Source organism: Xanthomonas euroxanthea (assembly GCF_900476395.1).
GTDB classification, from domain to species: domain Bacteria; phylum Pseudomonadota; class Gammaproteobacteria; order Xanthomonadales; family Xanthomonadaceae; genus Xanthomonas; species Xanthomonas euroxanthea.
On the sequence record NZ_UIHB01000001.1, the window covers coordinates 1,176,528 to 1,192,656 of the forward strand.

Consider the following 16,129-nt stretch of genomic DNA (forward strand, 5'->3'; position numbering starts at 1 on the left):
ACCGCAGTCCATTCAACAGCGCCAGGATGGCGACAACGTCTCTCAAAGCAGTCTCAACATTCCTTAGGAAATCACACTCATGCGTCACCAGAAATCTGGCCGTAAGTTCAACCGCACCAGCGCGCACCGCGAAGCCATGTTCCGCAATATGGCCGCCTCGCTGTTCAAGCACGAGCTGATCAAGACCACCTTGCCGAAGGCCAAGGAACTGCGTCGCGTCGCCGAGCCGCTGATCACCATCGGCAAGGTCGATGGCGTTGCCAATCGTCGTCTGGCGTTTGCCCGCCTGCGCGACAAGGAAGCAGTGGGCAAGCTGTTCGTCGAACTGGGCCCGCGCTACGCGACCCGTCCCGGCGGCTACCTGCGCATCCTGAAGGCCGGCTTCCGTGCCGGTGACAATGCGCCGATGGCGTATGTCGAGCTGGTCGACCGTCCGGTCGTCGCCGAGGAAGTGGCCGAGTAATCGGTTCGCCCTTCGCAAGGATCTTGAAAAGCCCGGCTAGCGCCGGGCTTTTTCATTGCAGGCCCCGAGCCGGGTCTGTCGCCTTGGCGTCGATGTCACAGCCGCAATGCAGTGCAGCGACCTGCAGGGTTCAACCATCGCCAAGCAGCCTGCTGCGACGGTGGCTGCGTCAGGGTTGCATCGCCAGCATGCAGGGTGGCGCGTGGCGGGCGATAGGCATGGCTGGACGGGACTTCGCGCTGCAACCTGCCCGATGCAGGCATCCGTGGTCACCGCGGCGGCGATGGCTGATAATCGGACATTCGGTCCTAGGCAAGCGGTAGCGATGAATCCATTTCGTTGGGGTTTCCGGGCGCAGTTTTTGCTGGGCTTTCTTGGATGCGCAGGATTGCTTGCCTATGCGATCTATGTGCAGCTGCATCTTGGTCTGGAGCCATGCCCGCTCTGCATCTTCCAGCGGATCGCCTTTGCGGCGCTGGCGGTGTTGTTTCTGCTGGGCGCGTTGCATGGGCCGCGCGCCGCGGGCACGCGCAAGGTCTATGGCGTGCTGAGTTTCCTGGCTGCCGGTGTGGGCATGGGCATCGCGGCGCGGCATGTCTGGGTGCAGATCCGGCCCAAGGACATGATGTCGTCGTGCGGGCCGCCGTTGAGCTTCCTGAGCGAGACGATGGGGCCGTTCGAAGTGTTCCGCACGGTACTGACCGGCACCGGCGACTGCGGCAACATCGATTGGCGCTTCCTGGGCCTGAGCATGCCGATGTGGAGCATGCTCTGGTTCGTGGGCCTGGCACTGTGGGCGCTGTATGCCGGGTTCAGGCAGCGTGGTCCGCGCAAACTGTTCTGATCGTTCCGTTCCGGCACTGGCCGGCGCCCACGCTTTCTGGAGTTCATGATGTCCGCTTCCCCTCATTCGTCCGTCAACCAGGCAGGCCAGTGGTCGCCGCAGAGTTGGCGGCAGCGGCCGGCGCTGCAGATGCCGGTGTACCCGGATGCCGTTGCGTTGGAGCACACCCTGGGTGAGTTGCGGCAGTTGCCGCCGCTGGTGACCTCCTGGGAAATCTTCGCGCTCAAGCGCCAGCTGGCCGAGGCGCAGGAGGGCAAGCGCTTCCTGCTGCAGGGCGGAGATTGCGCCGAAAATTTCAGCGATTGCGAATCGGGCACGATCTCCAATCGCCTGAAGGTGCTGCTGCAAATGAGCCTGGTGCTGGTGCACGGCCTGCACCTGCCGGTGGTGCGGGTCGGGCGCTTTGCCGGGCAGTACGCCAAGCCGCGTTCGGCCGATACCGAGACCCGCGATGGGGTGACCTTGCCGAGCTACCGCGGCGATGTGATCAACGCACCCGCCTTCACCGAAGCGGCACGCGTGCCGGATCCGCAGCGCATGATCACCGCGCATTCGCGCTCGGCGATGACGATGAATTTCGTGCGGGCCCTGATCGACGGCGGCTTTGCCGACCTGCACCATCCCGAATACTGGAATCTGGACTGGGTGGGCTATTCGCCGCTGGCTGCGGACTACCAGAAGATGGTGGCGTCGATCGGCGATGCGGTGCGCTTCATGGAAACCCTGTCCGGCGCGGAGGTCTACAACCTCAATCGCATCGACTTCTACACCTCGCACGAGGCATTGTTGCTGCCGTACGAGGAGGGCCTGACTCGCCAGGTGCCGCGTCAGTGGGGCTGGTTCAACCTGAGCACGCATTACCCGTGGATCGGCATGCGCACCGCCGCGCTGGATGGCGCGCATGTGGAATATCTGCGTGGGGTACGCAACCCGATTGCAATCAAGGTGGGGCCGTCGGTGCAGCCGGATCAGCTGCTGCGTCTGATCGATGTGCTCAATCCGGAAGACGAACCTGGCCGCCTGAGCTTCATCCACCGCATGGGGGCGGCGCAGATCGCCGAAAAGTTGCCGCCGCTGCTGGAGGCGGTCCGGCGCGACGGGCGTCGGGTGTTGTGGGTGTGCGATGCGATGCACGGCAATACCGAAAGCACCGGCAATGGCTACAAGACACGCCGTTTCGACAATATCCGCAGCGAGGTCGAGTTGTCGTTCGATCTGCACGCGGCAACCGGGACGCGGCTGGGCGGGGTGCATCTGGAACTCACCGGCGAAGATGTCACCGAATGTACCGGTGGCGCGCGCGAGTTGACCGAGCGCGATCTGGAACGCGCCTACCGTTCCAGCGTGGATCCACGCCTGAACTACGAGCAGTCGCTGGAAATCGCAATGGCAATCGTGCGCAAGCAACAGCAGGTGGCGGCGCAGCCGCTGGGCGGGTGAGGTCCCCGTGCGCATGACGTGATACTCATGCCGCGTGCGGCATGCTGTTGCAGCCATCCCTCTTTCCCCTCACAGGAGGAACGGTTTGACTGCCGATTGGAACGTCATCCGCGAATACGCAATCCCGCTTGGTGCCTCGCTGCTGGCGGGCATCGTCACCTGGTCGCTGATGCTGTGGCTGTTTCGCCGCATGCAGGGCCGCGACTACCGCCGCGCACGCATCATCCGCGTGGTCACGCTGCCGGCTGCCTTCATCCTGCCGCTGCTGTTTCTGGGCATCGCCACCGAAGCGACTCCACTGGCCGGCAAGGCGCTGGCAGCGGTACAGCACCTGCTGCACGTCGGCATTGTCGGTTGCGTGACCTGGTTGTTCGTGCGTGCGGTCGCCGCTGGCGAGATGGCGATCCTGCGCAGCAATCCGATCGAGGTGTCCGACAACCTCACCGCCCGGCGCATCCAGACCCAGACACGCGTGCTGAGCCGGGTGGTGATGGGCGCGGTGATCCTGCTCGGCATCTCGGTGGTGCTGCTTGGCTTCGAACAGGTGCGCCAGATCGGCAAGACGCTGCTGGCCTCGGCCGGCATCATCGGGCTGGTGGCCGGTATCGCGGCCAAGCCGGTGTTCGGCAACCTGATCGCCGGCCTGCAGATCGCTCTGACCCAGCCGATCCGGCTGGACGATGTGGTGATCGTGGAAGGCGAATGGGGCCGCATCGAGGAGATCGGTAGCTCGTACGTGGTGGTGCGGATCTGGGACGAGCGACGGATGGTGGTGCCGCTCACCTGGTTCATCGAAAACCCGTTCCAGAACTGGACACGCAGCAGCGCCGACCTGCTCGGCACCGCATTCCTGTGGCTGGACTACCGCACCCCGATCGCGGCGGTGCGTGCCGAGCTGGAGCGCATCTGCAAGAGCGAGCCGCTCTGGGATGGGCGGGTCTGCGTGACCCAGGTGACCGAAACCAGCGAGAGCACGATCCAGGTGCGTCTGCTGGTGAGTGCGCGCAATTCCGGTGATGCGTTCGACCTGCGCTGCATCAGCCGCGAGCGCATGATCGACTTCCTGACCCGCGAGCACCCGTACGCCTTGCCGAGAATCCGTGCCGAAATCGCCGCGCAGGAAAAGCCGCCCCTGCGCGCTGCCGCGCCGATCGCCCCGGAGAGCGTGCGCTCGCCCGGTGCCGAAGACGGCGAGCCTGCGACTACGGTGTAGCTGCAGGCGGTGCTGCCGGTGACGCGCCTGGTGCCGCCGGCGCGTAGCTGGGCGCAAACCGCGCCTTGCTGCGCTGCTCGTACGCGTAGGCCAGTTCGATCAGGCGTGGCTCGCTCCAGGCGCTGCCCATGAACAACAGGCCCAGCGGCAGGCCCTGGGTCTGGCCCATCGGCACGCTCAGGCTGGGATAACCGGCCACCGCGGCCGCACCGTAGCCAGCACCGGGAAAGGTGTCGCCCTTGACCAGGTCGGTGACCCAGGCGGCACCGGTGGTGGGCACGATCAGCGCATCCAGGCGGTCGGCCTGCAATGCGGCATCGATGCCTTCCGGCCCGGCCAGCCGTTTGGCCGTGGCACGGGCAGTGAGATACGCGGCATCGTCGAGCCCGGGCGCGGCCTGTGCCTGCTCGAACAGTTCCTGCCCGAAGTAGGGCATCTCGCGCTGCGCGTGGCTGCGGTTGAAGGCGATCACCTGTTCCAGGCTCGACACCGGGGCGGGGCGGCTGCGCAGATACGCGTTCAGGCCGGCCTTGAACTCGACCAGCAAGACCGTCTGTTCGGCAGCATCCCACTGGCCATCGGTCGCCAGGCGGGTTTCGATCACGGTGGCACCGGCCGCGCGCAGGGTCTGCACGGCGCGGTCCAAGGCGGCGGCGATCGCGGGATCCTCGCGCAGAGGATTGCGCAGCAGGCCCAGGCGCGCGCCGCGCAGGCCATCGGGCTTGAGGTGTGCCAGGTAGTTCGGGGTGGGCGCAGGCGCAGTGCGCGTGGCCGGATCCTGCGGGTCGGGCGCGGCGATCGCCTGCAGCACGGCGGCAGCATCGGCGACGCTGCGCGTCATCGGGCCGGCGGTGTCCTGGCTGGCCGAGATCGGAATGATGCCATCGCGGCTGACCAGGCCCACGGTCGGCTTGAGCCCGACAAGACCGTTCACCGAGGCCGGGCAGGTGATGCTGCCGTCGGTCTCGGTGCCGATACCGACGGTGGCCAGGCTGGCGGCGATCGCCGCGCCGGTGCCGGCGCTGGAGCCGCAGGGGTTGCGATCCAGCGCGTAAGGGTTGCGGGTCAGGCCACCGCGTGCACTCCAGCCGGAACTCGACTTGGTGGAGCGGAAATTGGCCCATTCGCTCAGATTGGTCTTGCCCAGGATCACTGCGCCGGCCGTGCGCAGGCGTTGCACCACAAAGGCGTTGCGGCCTGGCCTGAAATCGGCAAGCGCCAGCGAACCGGCGCTGTTGACCATCGGCAGCGCATCGATGTTGTCCTTGAGCAACACCGGAATGCCGTGCAAGGGCCCGCGCAAATGGCCGGCGCGGCGTTCGGCGTCCAGTGCGCGTGCGTCGGCTTCGGCTTGCGGGTTGAGTTCGATCACCGAATTGAGGGTGGGGCCGGCGCGATCGATGGTCGCCACGCGGCGCAGGTACGCGCGGGTCAGATCCAGGCTGCTGGTCTCGCCGGACGCCATGCGTGCCTGCAGGCCAACGACGTCGGCATCGCTCAGAGCGTCTTGCCTGGCAGCGGCTGCATGGGCATCGGCAGGCGCCAGGCCGTCATCGGCATGCGCACAGCCGCACAGCGCCAGCAGTAGCGCGAAGGACAAGGTGGTGGATCGCATGGGTGGTCTTCCCCGGAGGACTGTTTGCAGGCTAACGGCGCTGCGTCGGGGTGACAACGTGTATGAGGTGCCCGCAGACGGGCAGGGTGCGTCAGCGCCGCCGGCGCCTGATCAGGTCGCGTGCCAGCACGCCGACCACGATCAGATTGATTGCCAGCACGCCCCAGGCGGTCCAGCCGGGATGGCGGACGATGGCGTAGATATCGAAAGGCAGATAGATGGCCGCCGACAGGCAGCCCAGCAGCGACGCCCAGGCCTTGGCACGCCACAGACCCCAGGCTTCCACGACGTGCAGCAGGCCGTAGGCCAGCATTGCGGCTGCGGCCAGATGGACGGCGTCGGGGCTGATGGTCTTGAGCAACGACGGCAGTGCGCCGTGGTCGGGATCCAGATTGAAGCGGCGGATCAGCGTGCTGACCGCGTTCTGCAGCGGGAGCGGGCCCAGAATTTCCAGGCCCGTCGCCGCCAACAGCGCAAGCGCCCCCTTGACCGTCTCCAGCAAGGCGATCACATGCAGTCCCGGATGCGCGCGCGGATCCGGGCTGTAGGGCGTGTTGCGCACGATGATGGACCGGTCGTGCTTAGCCGGAACGGCCAGCGCGCTTGCGGTCGCTTTCGGTGAGGAACTTCTTGCGCAGGCGGATTTCCTTCGGGGTGACTTCGACCAGCTCGTCGTCCTCGATGAAGTCCAGCGCCTGTTCCAGCGTGTACTTGATCGCCGGGGTCAGCTTGATCGCATCGTCCTTGCCCGAGGCGCGCATGTTGGTCAGCGGCTTGGTCTTGATCGCGTTGACGGTCAGATCGTTGTCCTTGGAGTGGATACCGATCAGCTGACCTTCGTACACGTTGTCGCCTTCTGCAGCGAACAGGCGGCCACGCTCTTCCAACGGCCCCAGCGCATAGGCGGGGGTGGCGCCGGCGGCATTGGCGATCATCACACCGTTCTGGCGCTTGGCGATGGCGCCCTGTTCCTTCGGGCCGTAATGGTCAAACACGTGGAACAGCAGGCCCGAGCCCTGGGTCAGGGTGCGGAACTCGTTCTGGAAGCCGATCAGGCCACGCGCCGGGATCATGTAATCCAGGCGCACGCGGCCCTTGCCGTCCGGCTCCATGTTCTTCAGCTGGCCCTTGCGGGTGCCCAGCTTTTCCATCACGCCGCCCTGGTGCTGTTCTTCGATGTCCACCACGAGCTGTTCGATCGGCTCCATCTGCTTGCCGTCGATCTCCTTGATGATCACTTCCGGACGCGACACGGCCAGCTCGTAGCCTTCACGACGCATGTTCTCGATCAGCACCGACAGATGCAGCTCGCCACGGCCGGAGACCAGGAACTTGTCGGCGTCGGAGCCTTCCTCGACCTTCAGTGCCACGTTGTGCACCTTCTCGCGGTCCAGGCGGTCGCGCAGCTGGCGGCTGGTCAGGAACTTGCCGCCGGACAGGTCCTTGTTGCCGGCGAACGGCGAGTTGTTGACCTGGAAGGTCATCGAGATGGTGGGCTCGTCCACGGTCAGCGCCGGCAGCGCTTCCGGCGCGTCGAGCGCGCACACGGTGTCGGAAATGGTCAGCTCGGCCACGCCGGAGATGGCGACGATGTCACCGGCCTCGGCGGTGTCCTGCTCGATGCGCTCCAGGCCCAAAAAGCCCAGCACCTGCAGCACCTTGCCCTGGCGCTTCTTGCCTTCACGGTCGATCACGCTGACCGGCATGTTCTTCTTCAGCACGCCGCGCTGGATGCGGCCGATGCCGATCACGCCAACGAAGTTGTTGTAGTCCAGCTGGCTGATGCGCATCTGGAACGGGCCGTCCGGATCCACGTCCGGTGCCGACACGTGCTGCATGATCGCTTCGTACAGCGGGGTCATATCGCCGTCGCGCACGCTCGAATCCAGGCTGGCGTAGCCGTTCAGGGCGGAGGTGTAGACGATCGGAAAGTCCAGCTGCTCATCGGTGGCGCCGAGCTTGTCGAACAGGTCGAACACCTGGTCGATCACCCAGTCCGGGCGTGCGCCGGGACGGTCGATCTTGTTGACCACCACGATCGGCTTGAAGCCCATCGCAAACGCCTTCTGGGTCACGAAGCGGGTCTGCGGCATCGGGCCGTCCATCGCGTCGACCAGGATCAGCACCGAGTCCACCATCGACAGCACGCGCTCGACCTCGCCACCGAAGTCGGCGTGTCCCGGGGTGTCGACGATGTTGATGCGGTTGCCGTTCCAGGTGATGGCCGTGTTCTTGGCCAGGATCGTGATGCCACGCTCCTTTTCCTGGTCGTTGCTGTCCATCACGCGCTCAGCCAGCACGGTGCGCTCGGACAGGGTGCCGGACTGCTTCAGCAGGCAGTCGACGAGGGTGGTCTTGCCATGGTCGACGTGCGCGACGATGGCGATATTGCGGAGTTTTTCGATAGACATGCGGAAAGGGCCCCTGTCTGGCGCCAGTCTTGAGATGAGGTAAGCCCGACATTATAGCGGTTTCGTTGCCGTGCCGTTGCGTTCGGCCGTCGAGCGGTCCAAAACGCCCATTCAGCTTGCCGTGAGACCCCCGACCATGGTCCAACCTGCACGGTCGCCTGCACGGCCGGGTGTATTCTAATGGGCTGTCATACACCCTGAAACCTGCAAGGATTTCCATGTCCCTGATCGCCCATTTCGATACCACCCGCGGCCCGATCGTGGTCGAGCTGTTCGCCGACAAGGCCCCGCTGACCGTCGCCAACTTCGTCAACCTGGTCCAGCGCGGCTTTTACGACGGCCTGAGCTTCCACCGCGTCATCGCCGACTTCATGATCCAGGGCGGCTGCCCGGAAGGTTCCGGCCGCGGCGGCCCGGGCTACCGTTTCGAGGATGAAGCCAACAACGGCGTCGGCCACGAGCGTGGCGTGCTGTCCATGGCCAATGCCGGCCCCAACACCAACGGCAGCCAGTTCTTCATCACCCACACCGCCACCCCGTGGCTGGACGGCAAGCACACCGTGTTCGGCAAGGTCACCCAGGGCCTGGACGTGGTCGATGCCGTCGCCCAGGGCGATGTGATCAACAAGGTGACGATCGAAGGCGATACCGACGCCGTGCTGGCCGCCAAGGCCGACCGCGTCGCGGAGTGGAACAAGATCCTCGCCGCCTGATGGCTTTTCCCGAACGGCCGCCGTGTGCGGCCGTTCGTCTGTCACTGCGCGCCGCCAGGCCTCGCGCCACGCCAGCGTGCACCTCCACCCATGTTTTTTAGCAGAGGAAACTCCCCATGAAAGCACCTGTTCGTGTTGCCGTGACCGGCGCTGCCGGCCAGATCGGCTATGCCCTGCTGTTCCGCATCGCCTCCGGCGAAATGCTGGGCAAGGATCAGCCGGTGATCCTGCAATTGCTGGAACTGTCCAATGAAAAGGCCCAGGCCGCGCTCAAGGGCGTGATCATGGAGCTGGAAGACTGCGCATTCCCGTTGCTGGCCGGCGTGGTCGGCACCGACGACGCCGAAGTGGCGTTCAAGGACATCGATGTCGCCCTGCTGGTCGGTGCGCGCCCGCGCGGCCCGGGCATGGAGCGCAAGGACCTGCTGCTGGAGAACGCCAAGATCTTCACCGCGCAGGGCGCGGCGTTGAACAAGGTGGCCAAGCGTGACGTCAAGGTGCTGGTGGTCGGCAACCCGGCCAACACCAATGCCTACATCGCAATGAAGTCGGCGCCGGATCTGAACCCGAAGAACTTCACCGCCATGCTGCGTCTGGACCACAACCGTGCGCTCAGCCAGCTGTCGCAGAAGCTCGGCAAGCCGGTCGGCGGCATCGAGAAGCTGGTGGTGTGGGGCAACCACAGCCCGACCATGTATCCGGACTACCGTTTCGCCACCGCCGATGGTGCGTCCATCGGTGATGCGATCAACGACCAGGAATGGAATGCGTCCAACTTCATTCCGACCGTGGGCAAGCGCGGCGCGGCGATCATCGAAGCGCGCGGCCTGTCCTCGGCAGCGTCGGCCGCCAATGCCGCCATCGATCACGTGCGTGACTGGGTGCTGGGCAGCAATGGCAAGTGGGTGACGATGGGCGTGCCGTCCGACGGCTCCTACGGCATTCCGGAAGGCGTGATCTTCGGCTTCCCGGTCACCACCGAAAACGGCGAGTACACCCTGGTCAAGGATCTGCCGATCGACGACTTCAGCCAGAAGTACATCGACAAGACCCTGGCCGAGCTGGAAGAAGAGCGCAGCGGCGTGTCGCATCTGCTGGGCTGAGTTTCCCGGCTTGGCAGTACAAAAAAAACGCCGGGCACTGCCCGGCGTTTTTTTATGCGTCGCTTCCGTGATGCGTTGCGTTACATGCGCCGGTCGGTGGCGCGGGAAGCGCGCCATCACGCCCATCGATCCTGCAAGGCCGATGCGATTCGCGTTGCCGCCGCATCGATCACATCACGCGGCGCGCTCGGCTCAGGCCAGGCCTTCGGCCTTTAGCGCGGCCTGCACATCGGCATCGTCGAGCATGCGCTGCACGAAAGCAGCCACGGCGCTCAGCCCGCTCAGGTCCACGCTCGCCTTCTGCGCCCATCGCAGCGTCACGAACAGATACGCATCGGCGCCGGTGTGGGTGTCGCCGGCCAGCCAGTTGCGCCCCTGCAGATGCGCGTCGACACGTTCGTACAGGGCGCGCAGCTTGTTGCGTGCGTCGTCATGGCTGCGCGCAATCAGCGCCTCGTCCTGCAGATAGGCGGTACTACCGAAAATCGGCTTGAAGGTCGGATGCACATCGGCATTGGCGAAGGCGATCCAGCGATTGATTTCCGCACGGCTGCGCGCGCTGCCATCGCCGGACAGCCCGGTGAGCGGTGCAACGTCGGCGATGTAGTTCAGGATGGCCGCATTCTGGGTCAGCGCCCAGTCGTCGACGACCAGCAACGGCACCGCACCGGCTGGATTGAGGCGCAGATACCCGGGCGACTTCATCGTGGCAGCGTCGACCACTTCCAGCTCGAAGGGCAGCCCCGACCAGCGCAGCACGATGTGATCTGCCAGCGAACACGCGCCCGGCTTGGTGTACAGCTTCATGAGAATTCCCGCACAAAGACGAAGACGCAAGCTTAGCGGCAACGCGTGAGTGCGTGGGTGACGTCAGGATGCGGTGCGCGGACGCAGCTTCTGCACGCGATAGAACGTGTGGTCGCCGATGGTGGCCACCTGGTATGCATTGCGCCAGCTCGGGCTGGCGATCGCGCTTGCGGCAAAGTGGCTGGCGCCCGGCACGATTTCCTTGCGCTGACCCACCGGTAGCGCCCAGTTGCGCTCTGCAGCCAGCGCCACATGCAGCGCCTTGTTCCAGGCATCGTCATTTTTCAGCTGCGTTCCCGGGGCCACGATGGTGGGCGCGAACTGCTTGCGCGCGGTGACCACCTGACACATCGAATCGCCCCACAAACCGCTGTCCAGACGACGCAACGCAACTTCCGCGACGGCTTGCTGGCCGCGCAAGGTCTGATCACGCGCTTCCAGGTACACGGTGGTGCTCAAGCACAACGAATCTGCAGCTGGCTGCGGCAACAACTGCGACAGCCAAAGTATCCAAACCAGTTTCATAGAACTCCTTGCTCCGTATGGGCCGATCCGCAGAGCATCCAAGGTGGATGCACCAGTACAGAGGGCTTGGCGTCATGGGGAGGCGGCCTGCCACGGGTCGCCCGGTCTCCGGCGAGAGAAGGATCTACCGGAGGTGCCCACCAAATGCGGCGGGTCAAAAAGTTGGCGCAAGGTAGGCGTCGATCACAGAATCGCGGCTGAATAGGCGGGGTTGACGCGTGTGAGTGCTTGCTACATCTACCGCTTGGCTCGAGCACGACAGCGCGCTGCATCCGTCGTGTGCGTCGCATCGTGGTGGCGACAGCGGATGTGGCAATCAACATCGGCGCAATGCGCATGCCGTGTTGCGGGTCTGCGTGTTGTTTGCGACACGCAACGCCGCATGCGCAGGCTACGCATGCAGTGCCGTCGGCATGGTGCGCTACACATCATCGTCACTGATGAATGTGCTTGTACGCCGGCGTCTTGCCGCAGCAGCGGTTGGACATCCACATGCGAACGCAGGGTGCAGGAAAGAACTGTCAGTGCGGGATGTCGTGCTGCCGGGATCACGCATCGTGCGCCTGCTCATGCAGCGTACAACCCTGTGTTGCAGTCGCTTGTGTTGCAGTCGCTAGGGCCAGAGAAGACGGTGGCGTGTTCGATGCGAATTGATGGGGGGGGGTATCCACGACGCGTCATGACAGCTATTGCTGTCGCATCGCATCCCCAGGTCGCTCGCCACGCCCGCACCTGCATCACGCAAGGATGCGCCGTAGTGGCAGCACTCAGATATGCCGCCGAAATCGCCAGACCCCGTCGCACGATTTCTTGACGGTGGCAGCGGCGCATCGTCGTTGACGACATTGCGACTGCCGTGCGCTTGCTGCCGCCTTGCGTACGCGCACTGTTTATTTCCAGAAGAACTAGGCACGTTGAACCGCGCGCATCAAGTTCGACTTGATGCAAAAAAAAGAACCTGCAAGCGTGCAGACGTGAATGGCGATTGCCGAAGCACGTGATTGCGGTCGGCACAGCATCTTGCGCGTAAGCGTTACGTTATTGTGGCCTGATCGGGATTTCATGCCTGACTTGTTGGCAGCGCTGTTGCAACAGGTCTGCGTTTTTCAGACCTCGCCAACGCGCTGCCGATCCAGGCGATCAGCATGCATGACACGCCGCAGAGTATCGGCCCCAGGGCCATCGCCCACGCCAGCTGCGCAGCGTGCCCATGCGGATAGCCGGAGACGTTCAGCAGCAGTCCGATCACGCCACTGCCGGCCGCCAGTGCGAGTTGGGCTGTCGCAGTGAGTGCGGCACAGGCGCGGGCCTGCCGTGCGGGGCCATGGCGCGAGGCGAGTTCTGCGTGGCGCGCCCAGACCCATTGCCCGGCGCTTCCCGCCGCCACACCCATGCCGAAGGCCAGGCCGGCATCCAGCACGCAGTGTCGAGCCATGGCGATGGCAAAGATCAATCCCAGCCCGGACAGTGCAACTCCACTCAGGCCCAATCGACGCAGCGCCACGGTCGGCCAACGCGCTGCCAAGGGCTGTATGCAGACGCTGCCCAACGCGTACGCAATCAACACCGCGCTGCCCCATCCGGCCGAGCCGATGCGCGATTGCGCCAGATAAGGCGCCAATTTGGTGAACGTCGGCAACGCCAACGCCAGTGCTGCGATGACCGCCACGGGCAGCAACTGATTGCGCTGCCACTCCGACGTGGCTGGCGGTAACGGAGCGGCGGCAACTGCGTGCGCGTAAGGCTGCAGCGTGTTGCTTAACCACCATGCCGACAGCAGTGCGATGCTGCTGACCAGCGCGACGACCATCAACGCTGTCGATGCGCCGGCATATGCCCCAGCCTTCAGCACCAGGCCGATCGCTGCGCTGACCGATAGCGCGGCCAGACCGCTGCCGATCAGGCGCAGCGCACTGACGCCGCGCGCACCGCGCCAGGGCCAGTGGCCCAACCCCAACAAGGTGTTCTGTGCCACGTCGCCGATCGCATAGGCCGCGCGGAAGGGCAGGCTGAGCAGCAACACGCTGATCAGCCTGGCACCGGCAGGAAGCGCTGGCGTCACGAACACCAGTGCCAGGGCGAGGGCTGCCAACGCAATGCCACGCCATTGCGAACGCCCGGCCCAGGCCAGGCTGGCGTAGGCACTCCAGCGTCGCGCGGCGACCATGCCCATCACTGCACTGATCACCAATCCGCCGGCGACCGACGCGCCAGCCGCCACCGCGCTCAATCCAACGTATTCGGTCAACGCAAAAATCAGCAGCAACTCGCCGGTGTACCACAGCAGGCTTTTGCCGAAATGCGCCGCAACATAGGCCCGCAATGCTGCCGGCGGCAGCATGTGGGGCGGTGCAGTCAGGGTGGAGCGCATCGCCGGTTTATAGCCGAGCTGCACGACAGGAAAAAGAATCTACCGGTGCTGCGCCAATCAGTGGCGCCTGTACCGTCTGGCGCGATCGCCAACGGCGCCGGAGTCCACACCGATCCGCGCATCCGACCTCGCTAGAGAACCCTGCGGCGGCATCTGACGCGCAGACCGGTCATCGCCCTGCCGCTGCCACCCGCAGCGGTGACGGTGCGCCCATCCGGCGCACATCCGCGCTCGTACACGTGTTCGAGTGGCGCCGTGAGCAGGCCGCCGTGGCTTTCAGCGCGCTGCCAAGCGCGCGTTACAAGGTCGCCGCCAAGCGGCAGGCCTGATTGATCGCACGCTTGGCATCCAGTTCGGCGGCAACATCCGCGCCGCCGATCAGATGCGGTTGCCGGCCATCCGCCTGCAGCGCGGCAAGCAGGTCGCGGCGCGGTTCCTGCCCGGCGCAGACCACCACCGTGCCGACATCGAGCAGTTGCTCGTTACCTTCCACGCGGATCCGCAGGCCGGCGTCGTCCACACCCAGATACTCTACACCGCCGAGCATCTTGACGCCCTTGGCCTTGAGCGTGGCACGGTGGATCCAGCCAGTGGTCTTGCCCAGGCGCGCCCCGGGTTTGCCGGGGCTGCGCTGCAGCAGCCAGACCTGGCGGGCGGGGGGCTCGGGCTGCGGCCTGGCCAATGCGCCAGGGGTCTCGAAGCTGGGGTCCACGCCCCATTCGGTCATCCAGCGTGCGGGGTCCAGCGACGGTGATTGCCCTGTGTGCACGAGAAATTCGCCCACATCGAAGCCGATCCCGCCGGCCCCGATGATCGCGACCTTGTCGGCAGCCACATGACGGCCCAGCACCACGTCCAGATAGCTCACGACCATCGGGTGATCGGCGCCGGGGAAATCCACCTTGCGCGGCTCGATGCCGGTGGCCAGCACGATCTCGTCGAAGTCCTTCAGATCGGCCGCTTGCACGCGGGTATTCAGATGCAACTGCACCCCGGTTGCGTCGATGCGGTGACCGAAGTAACGCAGCGTCTCGGTGAATTCTTCCTTGCCCGGGATGCGCCTGGCGACGTTGAATTGCCCACCGATTGCATCGCCTGCATCGAACAGGGTGACGCGGTGGCCGCGCTCGGCCGCCACCGTGGCGCAGGCCAGACCGGCCGGGCCGGCACCGACCACCGCAATGCGCTTGGGGTCAGGGGTCGGTGCGTAGATCAGTTCGGTTTCGTGCGCTGCGCGTGGGTTGACCAGGCAACTCGCCAGCTTGTTGTCGAACACATGATCCAGGCAGGCCTGGTTGCAGGCGATGCAGGTATTGATGGCCTGCGACTGGCCGGCGCGGGCCTTGTTGGCCCACTGCGGATCGGCCAGCAGCGGGCGCGCCAGCGACACCATGTCGGCCGCGCCGTCGGCGAGGATGCGTTCGGCCACCTCCGGCATGTTGATGCGGTTGGTCGCCACCACCGGGATGTGCAAGTGCGGCCTGAGCTTGGCGGTCACACCGGCAAACGCCGCACGCGGGACCGACGTGGCAATGGTCGGAATGCGTGCCTCGTGCCAGCCGATGCCGGAATTGATGATGGTCGCGCCTGCTGCTTCGATCGCCTGCGCCTGGGTCAGGATGTCCTGCCACTGGTTGCCGCCGTCGACCAGGTCCACCAGCGACAGCCGGTAGATGATGATGAAGTCCGGTCCGCAGGCGTCGCGGATGCGTTGCACGATCTCCACCGCAAAGCGCATGCGTTTCACCGCATCGCCACCCCAGGCATCGCTGCGCTGGTTGGTGCGCGCGGCGGTGAATTCGTTGATCAGGTAGCCTTCCGATCCCATCACCTCCACGCCGTCGTAGCCGGCGTCGCGCGCCAGCCGCGCCGCACGCGCGTAGGCTGCGATCTGCCGATCCACCGCACGTGCCGAGAGCGCGCGTGGAGTGAACGGGTTGATCGGCGCCTTGAGCCGGGACGGGGCCACCGACAGCGGGTGATAGGCGTAGCGCCCGGCATGCAGCAGCTGCAGGCAGATCTTGGCGTCGTGCGCATGCACCGCCTGGGTGACCTGACGATGCGGGCGCACCTCCCACGGCCACGACAGCTTGCCGCCGAACGGCTTGAGCCAGCCCACCACATTCGGCGAAAACCCGCCGGTGACGATCAACCCGACACCGCCGGCAGCACGCTCGGCGAAATACGCGGCCAACTTGGGGAAATCGCGCGCACGGTCTTCCAGGCCGGTGTGCATCGAGCCCATCAGGACGCGGTTGCGCAGTTGCGTGAAACCCAGGTCGAGCGGTGTGAACAGGTGCGGATAGGGCGAGACGGACGGGCCGGTGGCGGGCGACATGGTGTGGATACGCTGGCGTACGGAGTGCGCACGATGCCGGCAAACCGGCGTGGCGGCAAGTCCCGACGCGCACAGCGGGTGCAGTCGGCCGCCTGGGGCAGGGGCAGGACAGGGCGGGTGGCGTCCGCAGCAGGCCGCGTACCCGTTGGCAGCACGGCACGTCCCGGTGCGATCCCGCTTGCTGGATGAGACCGTCTGGGAGACCTGGCGTTCGATCCGGCTTGCCGGCTTCCCGATCAACGGCCCCTGATCGGCAGTCGCATCCGACGCGTCACGCGGGTCGCCA

The 16,129-nt window shown here is 65.5% G+C and carries 13 protein-coding genes; 6 read left to right on the plus strand and 7 right to left on the minus strand.

The window, feature by feature from the left end; genetic code table 11:
• Positions 1-79: 79 nt before the first annotated feature.
• The 4 genes from rplQ to CPBF1521_RS05200 all read left to right on the plus strand — a co-directional run bounded on the left by rplQ (position 80) and on the right by CPBF1521_RS05200 (position 3,960).
• Positions 80-463, plus strand: a complete 384-nt coding sequence (rplQ, locus tag CPBF1521_RS05185; protein WP_003486665.1) for a 50S ribosomal protein L17 — start codon at positions 80-82, stop codon at positions 461-463.
• A 325-nt stretch (positions 464-788) separates the two neighbouring features.
• Complete coding sequence (locus CPBF1521_RS05190) at positions 789-1,307, plus strand: disulfide bond formation protein B (RefSeq protein WP_115676249.1); 519 nt, start codon at positions 789-791, stop codon at positions 1,305-1,307.
• A gap of 48 nt (positions 1,308-1,355) precedes the next feature.
• On the plus strand, positions 1,356-2,747 hold the full coding sequence (locus tag CPBF1521_RS05195; RefSeq protein ID WP_115676528.1) for a class II 3-deoxy-7-phosphoheptulonate synthase: 1,392 nt from the start codon (positions 1,356-1,358) through the stop codon (positions 2,745-2,747).
• Between the two features lie 85 nt (positions 2,748-2,832).
• Positions 2,833-3,960 (plus strand): mechanosensitive ion channel family protein, encoded by a 1,128-nt coding sequence (locus tag CPBF1521_RS05200; protein WP_115676250.1) that lies wholly within the window; start codon positions 2,833-2,835, stop codon positions 3,958-3,960.
• Here the strand turns inward: CPBF1521_RS05200 and CPBF1521_RS05205 are convergent.
• The 3 genes from CPBF1521_RS05205 to typA all read right to left on the minus strand — a co-directional run bounded on the left by CPBF1521_RS05205 (position 3,950) and on the right by typA (position 7,986).
• A complete protein-coding gene (locus CPBF1521_RS05205; protein WP_181901137.1) occupies positions 3,950-5,560 on the minus strand; it encodes an amidase in 1,611 nt (536 codons plus the stop codon). The genes CPBF1521_RS05200 and CPBF1521_RS05205 overlap by 11 nt on opposite strands.
• Before the next feature lie 106 nt (positions 5,561-5,666).
• Entirely contained in the window at positions 5,667-6,086 is a 420-nt protein-coding gene (locus CPBF1521_RS05210; protein ID WP_181901138.1) for a DUF2127 domain-containing protein, read from the minus strand.
• A 70-nt stretch (positions 6,087-6,156) separates the two neighbouring features.
• On the minus strand, positions 6,157-7,986 hold the full coding sequence (gene typA, locus CPBF1521_RS05215) for a translational GTPase TypA (RefSeq protein ID WP_104560414.1): 1,830 nt from the start codon (positions 7,984-7,986) through the stop codon (positions 6,157-6,159).
• A 218-nt stretch (positions 7,987-8,204) separates the two neighbouring features.
• Between typA and CPBF1521_RS05220 the strand changes: the two genes are divergently transcribed.
• A complete protein-coding gene (locus CPBF1521_RS05220; protein WP_016904578.1) occupies positions 8,205-8,699 on the plus strand; it encodes a peptidylprolyl isomerase in 495 nt (164 codons plus the stop codon).
• 116 nt (positions 8,700-8,815) lie between these two features.
• Positions 8,816-9,802, plus strand: a complete 987-nt coding sequence (locus tag CPBF1521_RS05225) for a malate dehydrogenase (RefSeq protein ID WP_115676252.1) — start codon at positions 8,816-8,818, stop codon at positions 9,800-9,802.
• Positions 9,803-9,994: 192 nt separating this feature from the next.
• On the opposite strand, the gene CPBF1521_RS05230 is transcribed toward CPBF1521_RS05225, so the two are convergent.
• From CPBF1521_RS05230 to CPBF1521_RS05245, 4 genes are all read right to left on the minus strand, one after another.
• On the minus strand, positions 9,995-10,609 hold the full coding sequence (locus CPBF1521_RS05230; protein WP_115676253.1) for a glutathione S-transferase family protein: 615 nt from the start codon (positions 10,607-10,609) through the stop codon (positions 9,995-9,997).
• 63 nt (positions 10,610-10,672) lie between these two features.
• A complete protein-coding gene (locus CPBF1521_RS05235; protein WP_104582275.1) occupies positions 10,673-11,134 on the minus strand; it encodes a cell wall hydrolase in 462 nt (153 codons plus the stop codon).
• A gap of 1,060 nt (positions 11,135-12,194) precedes the next feature.
• A complete protein-coding gene (locus CPBF1521_RS05240) occupies positions 12,195-13,493 on the minus strand; it encodes an MFS transporter (protein ID WP_235858411.1) in 1,299 nt (432 codons plus the stop codon).
• A gap of 310 nt (positions 13,494-13,803) precedes the next feature.
• Complete coding sequence (locus CPBF1521_RS05245; protein ID WP_115676255.1) at positions 13,804-15,843, minus strand: NADPH-dependent 2,4-dienoyl-CoA reductase; 2,040 nt, start codon at positions 15,841-15,843, stop codon at positions 13,804-13,806.
• Positions 15,844-16,129: the final 286 nt, after the last annotated feature.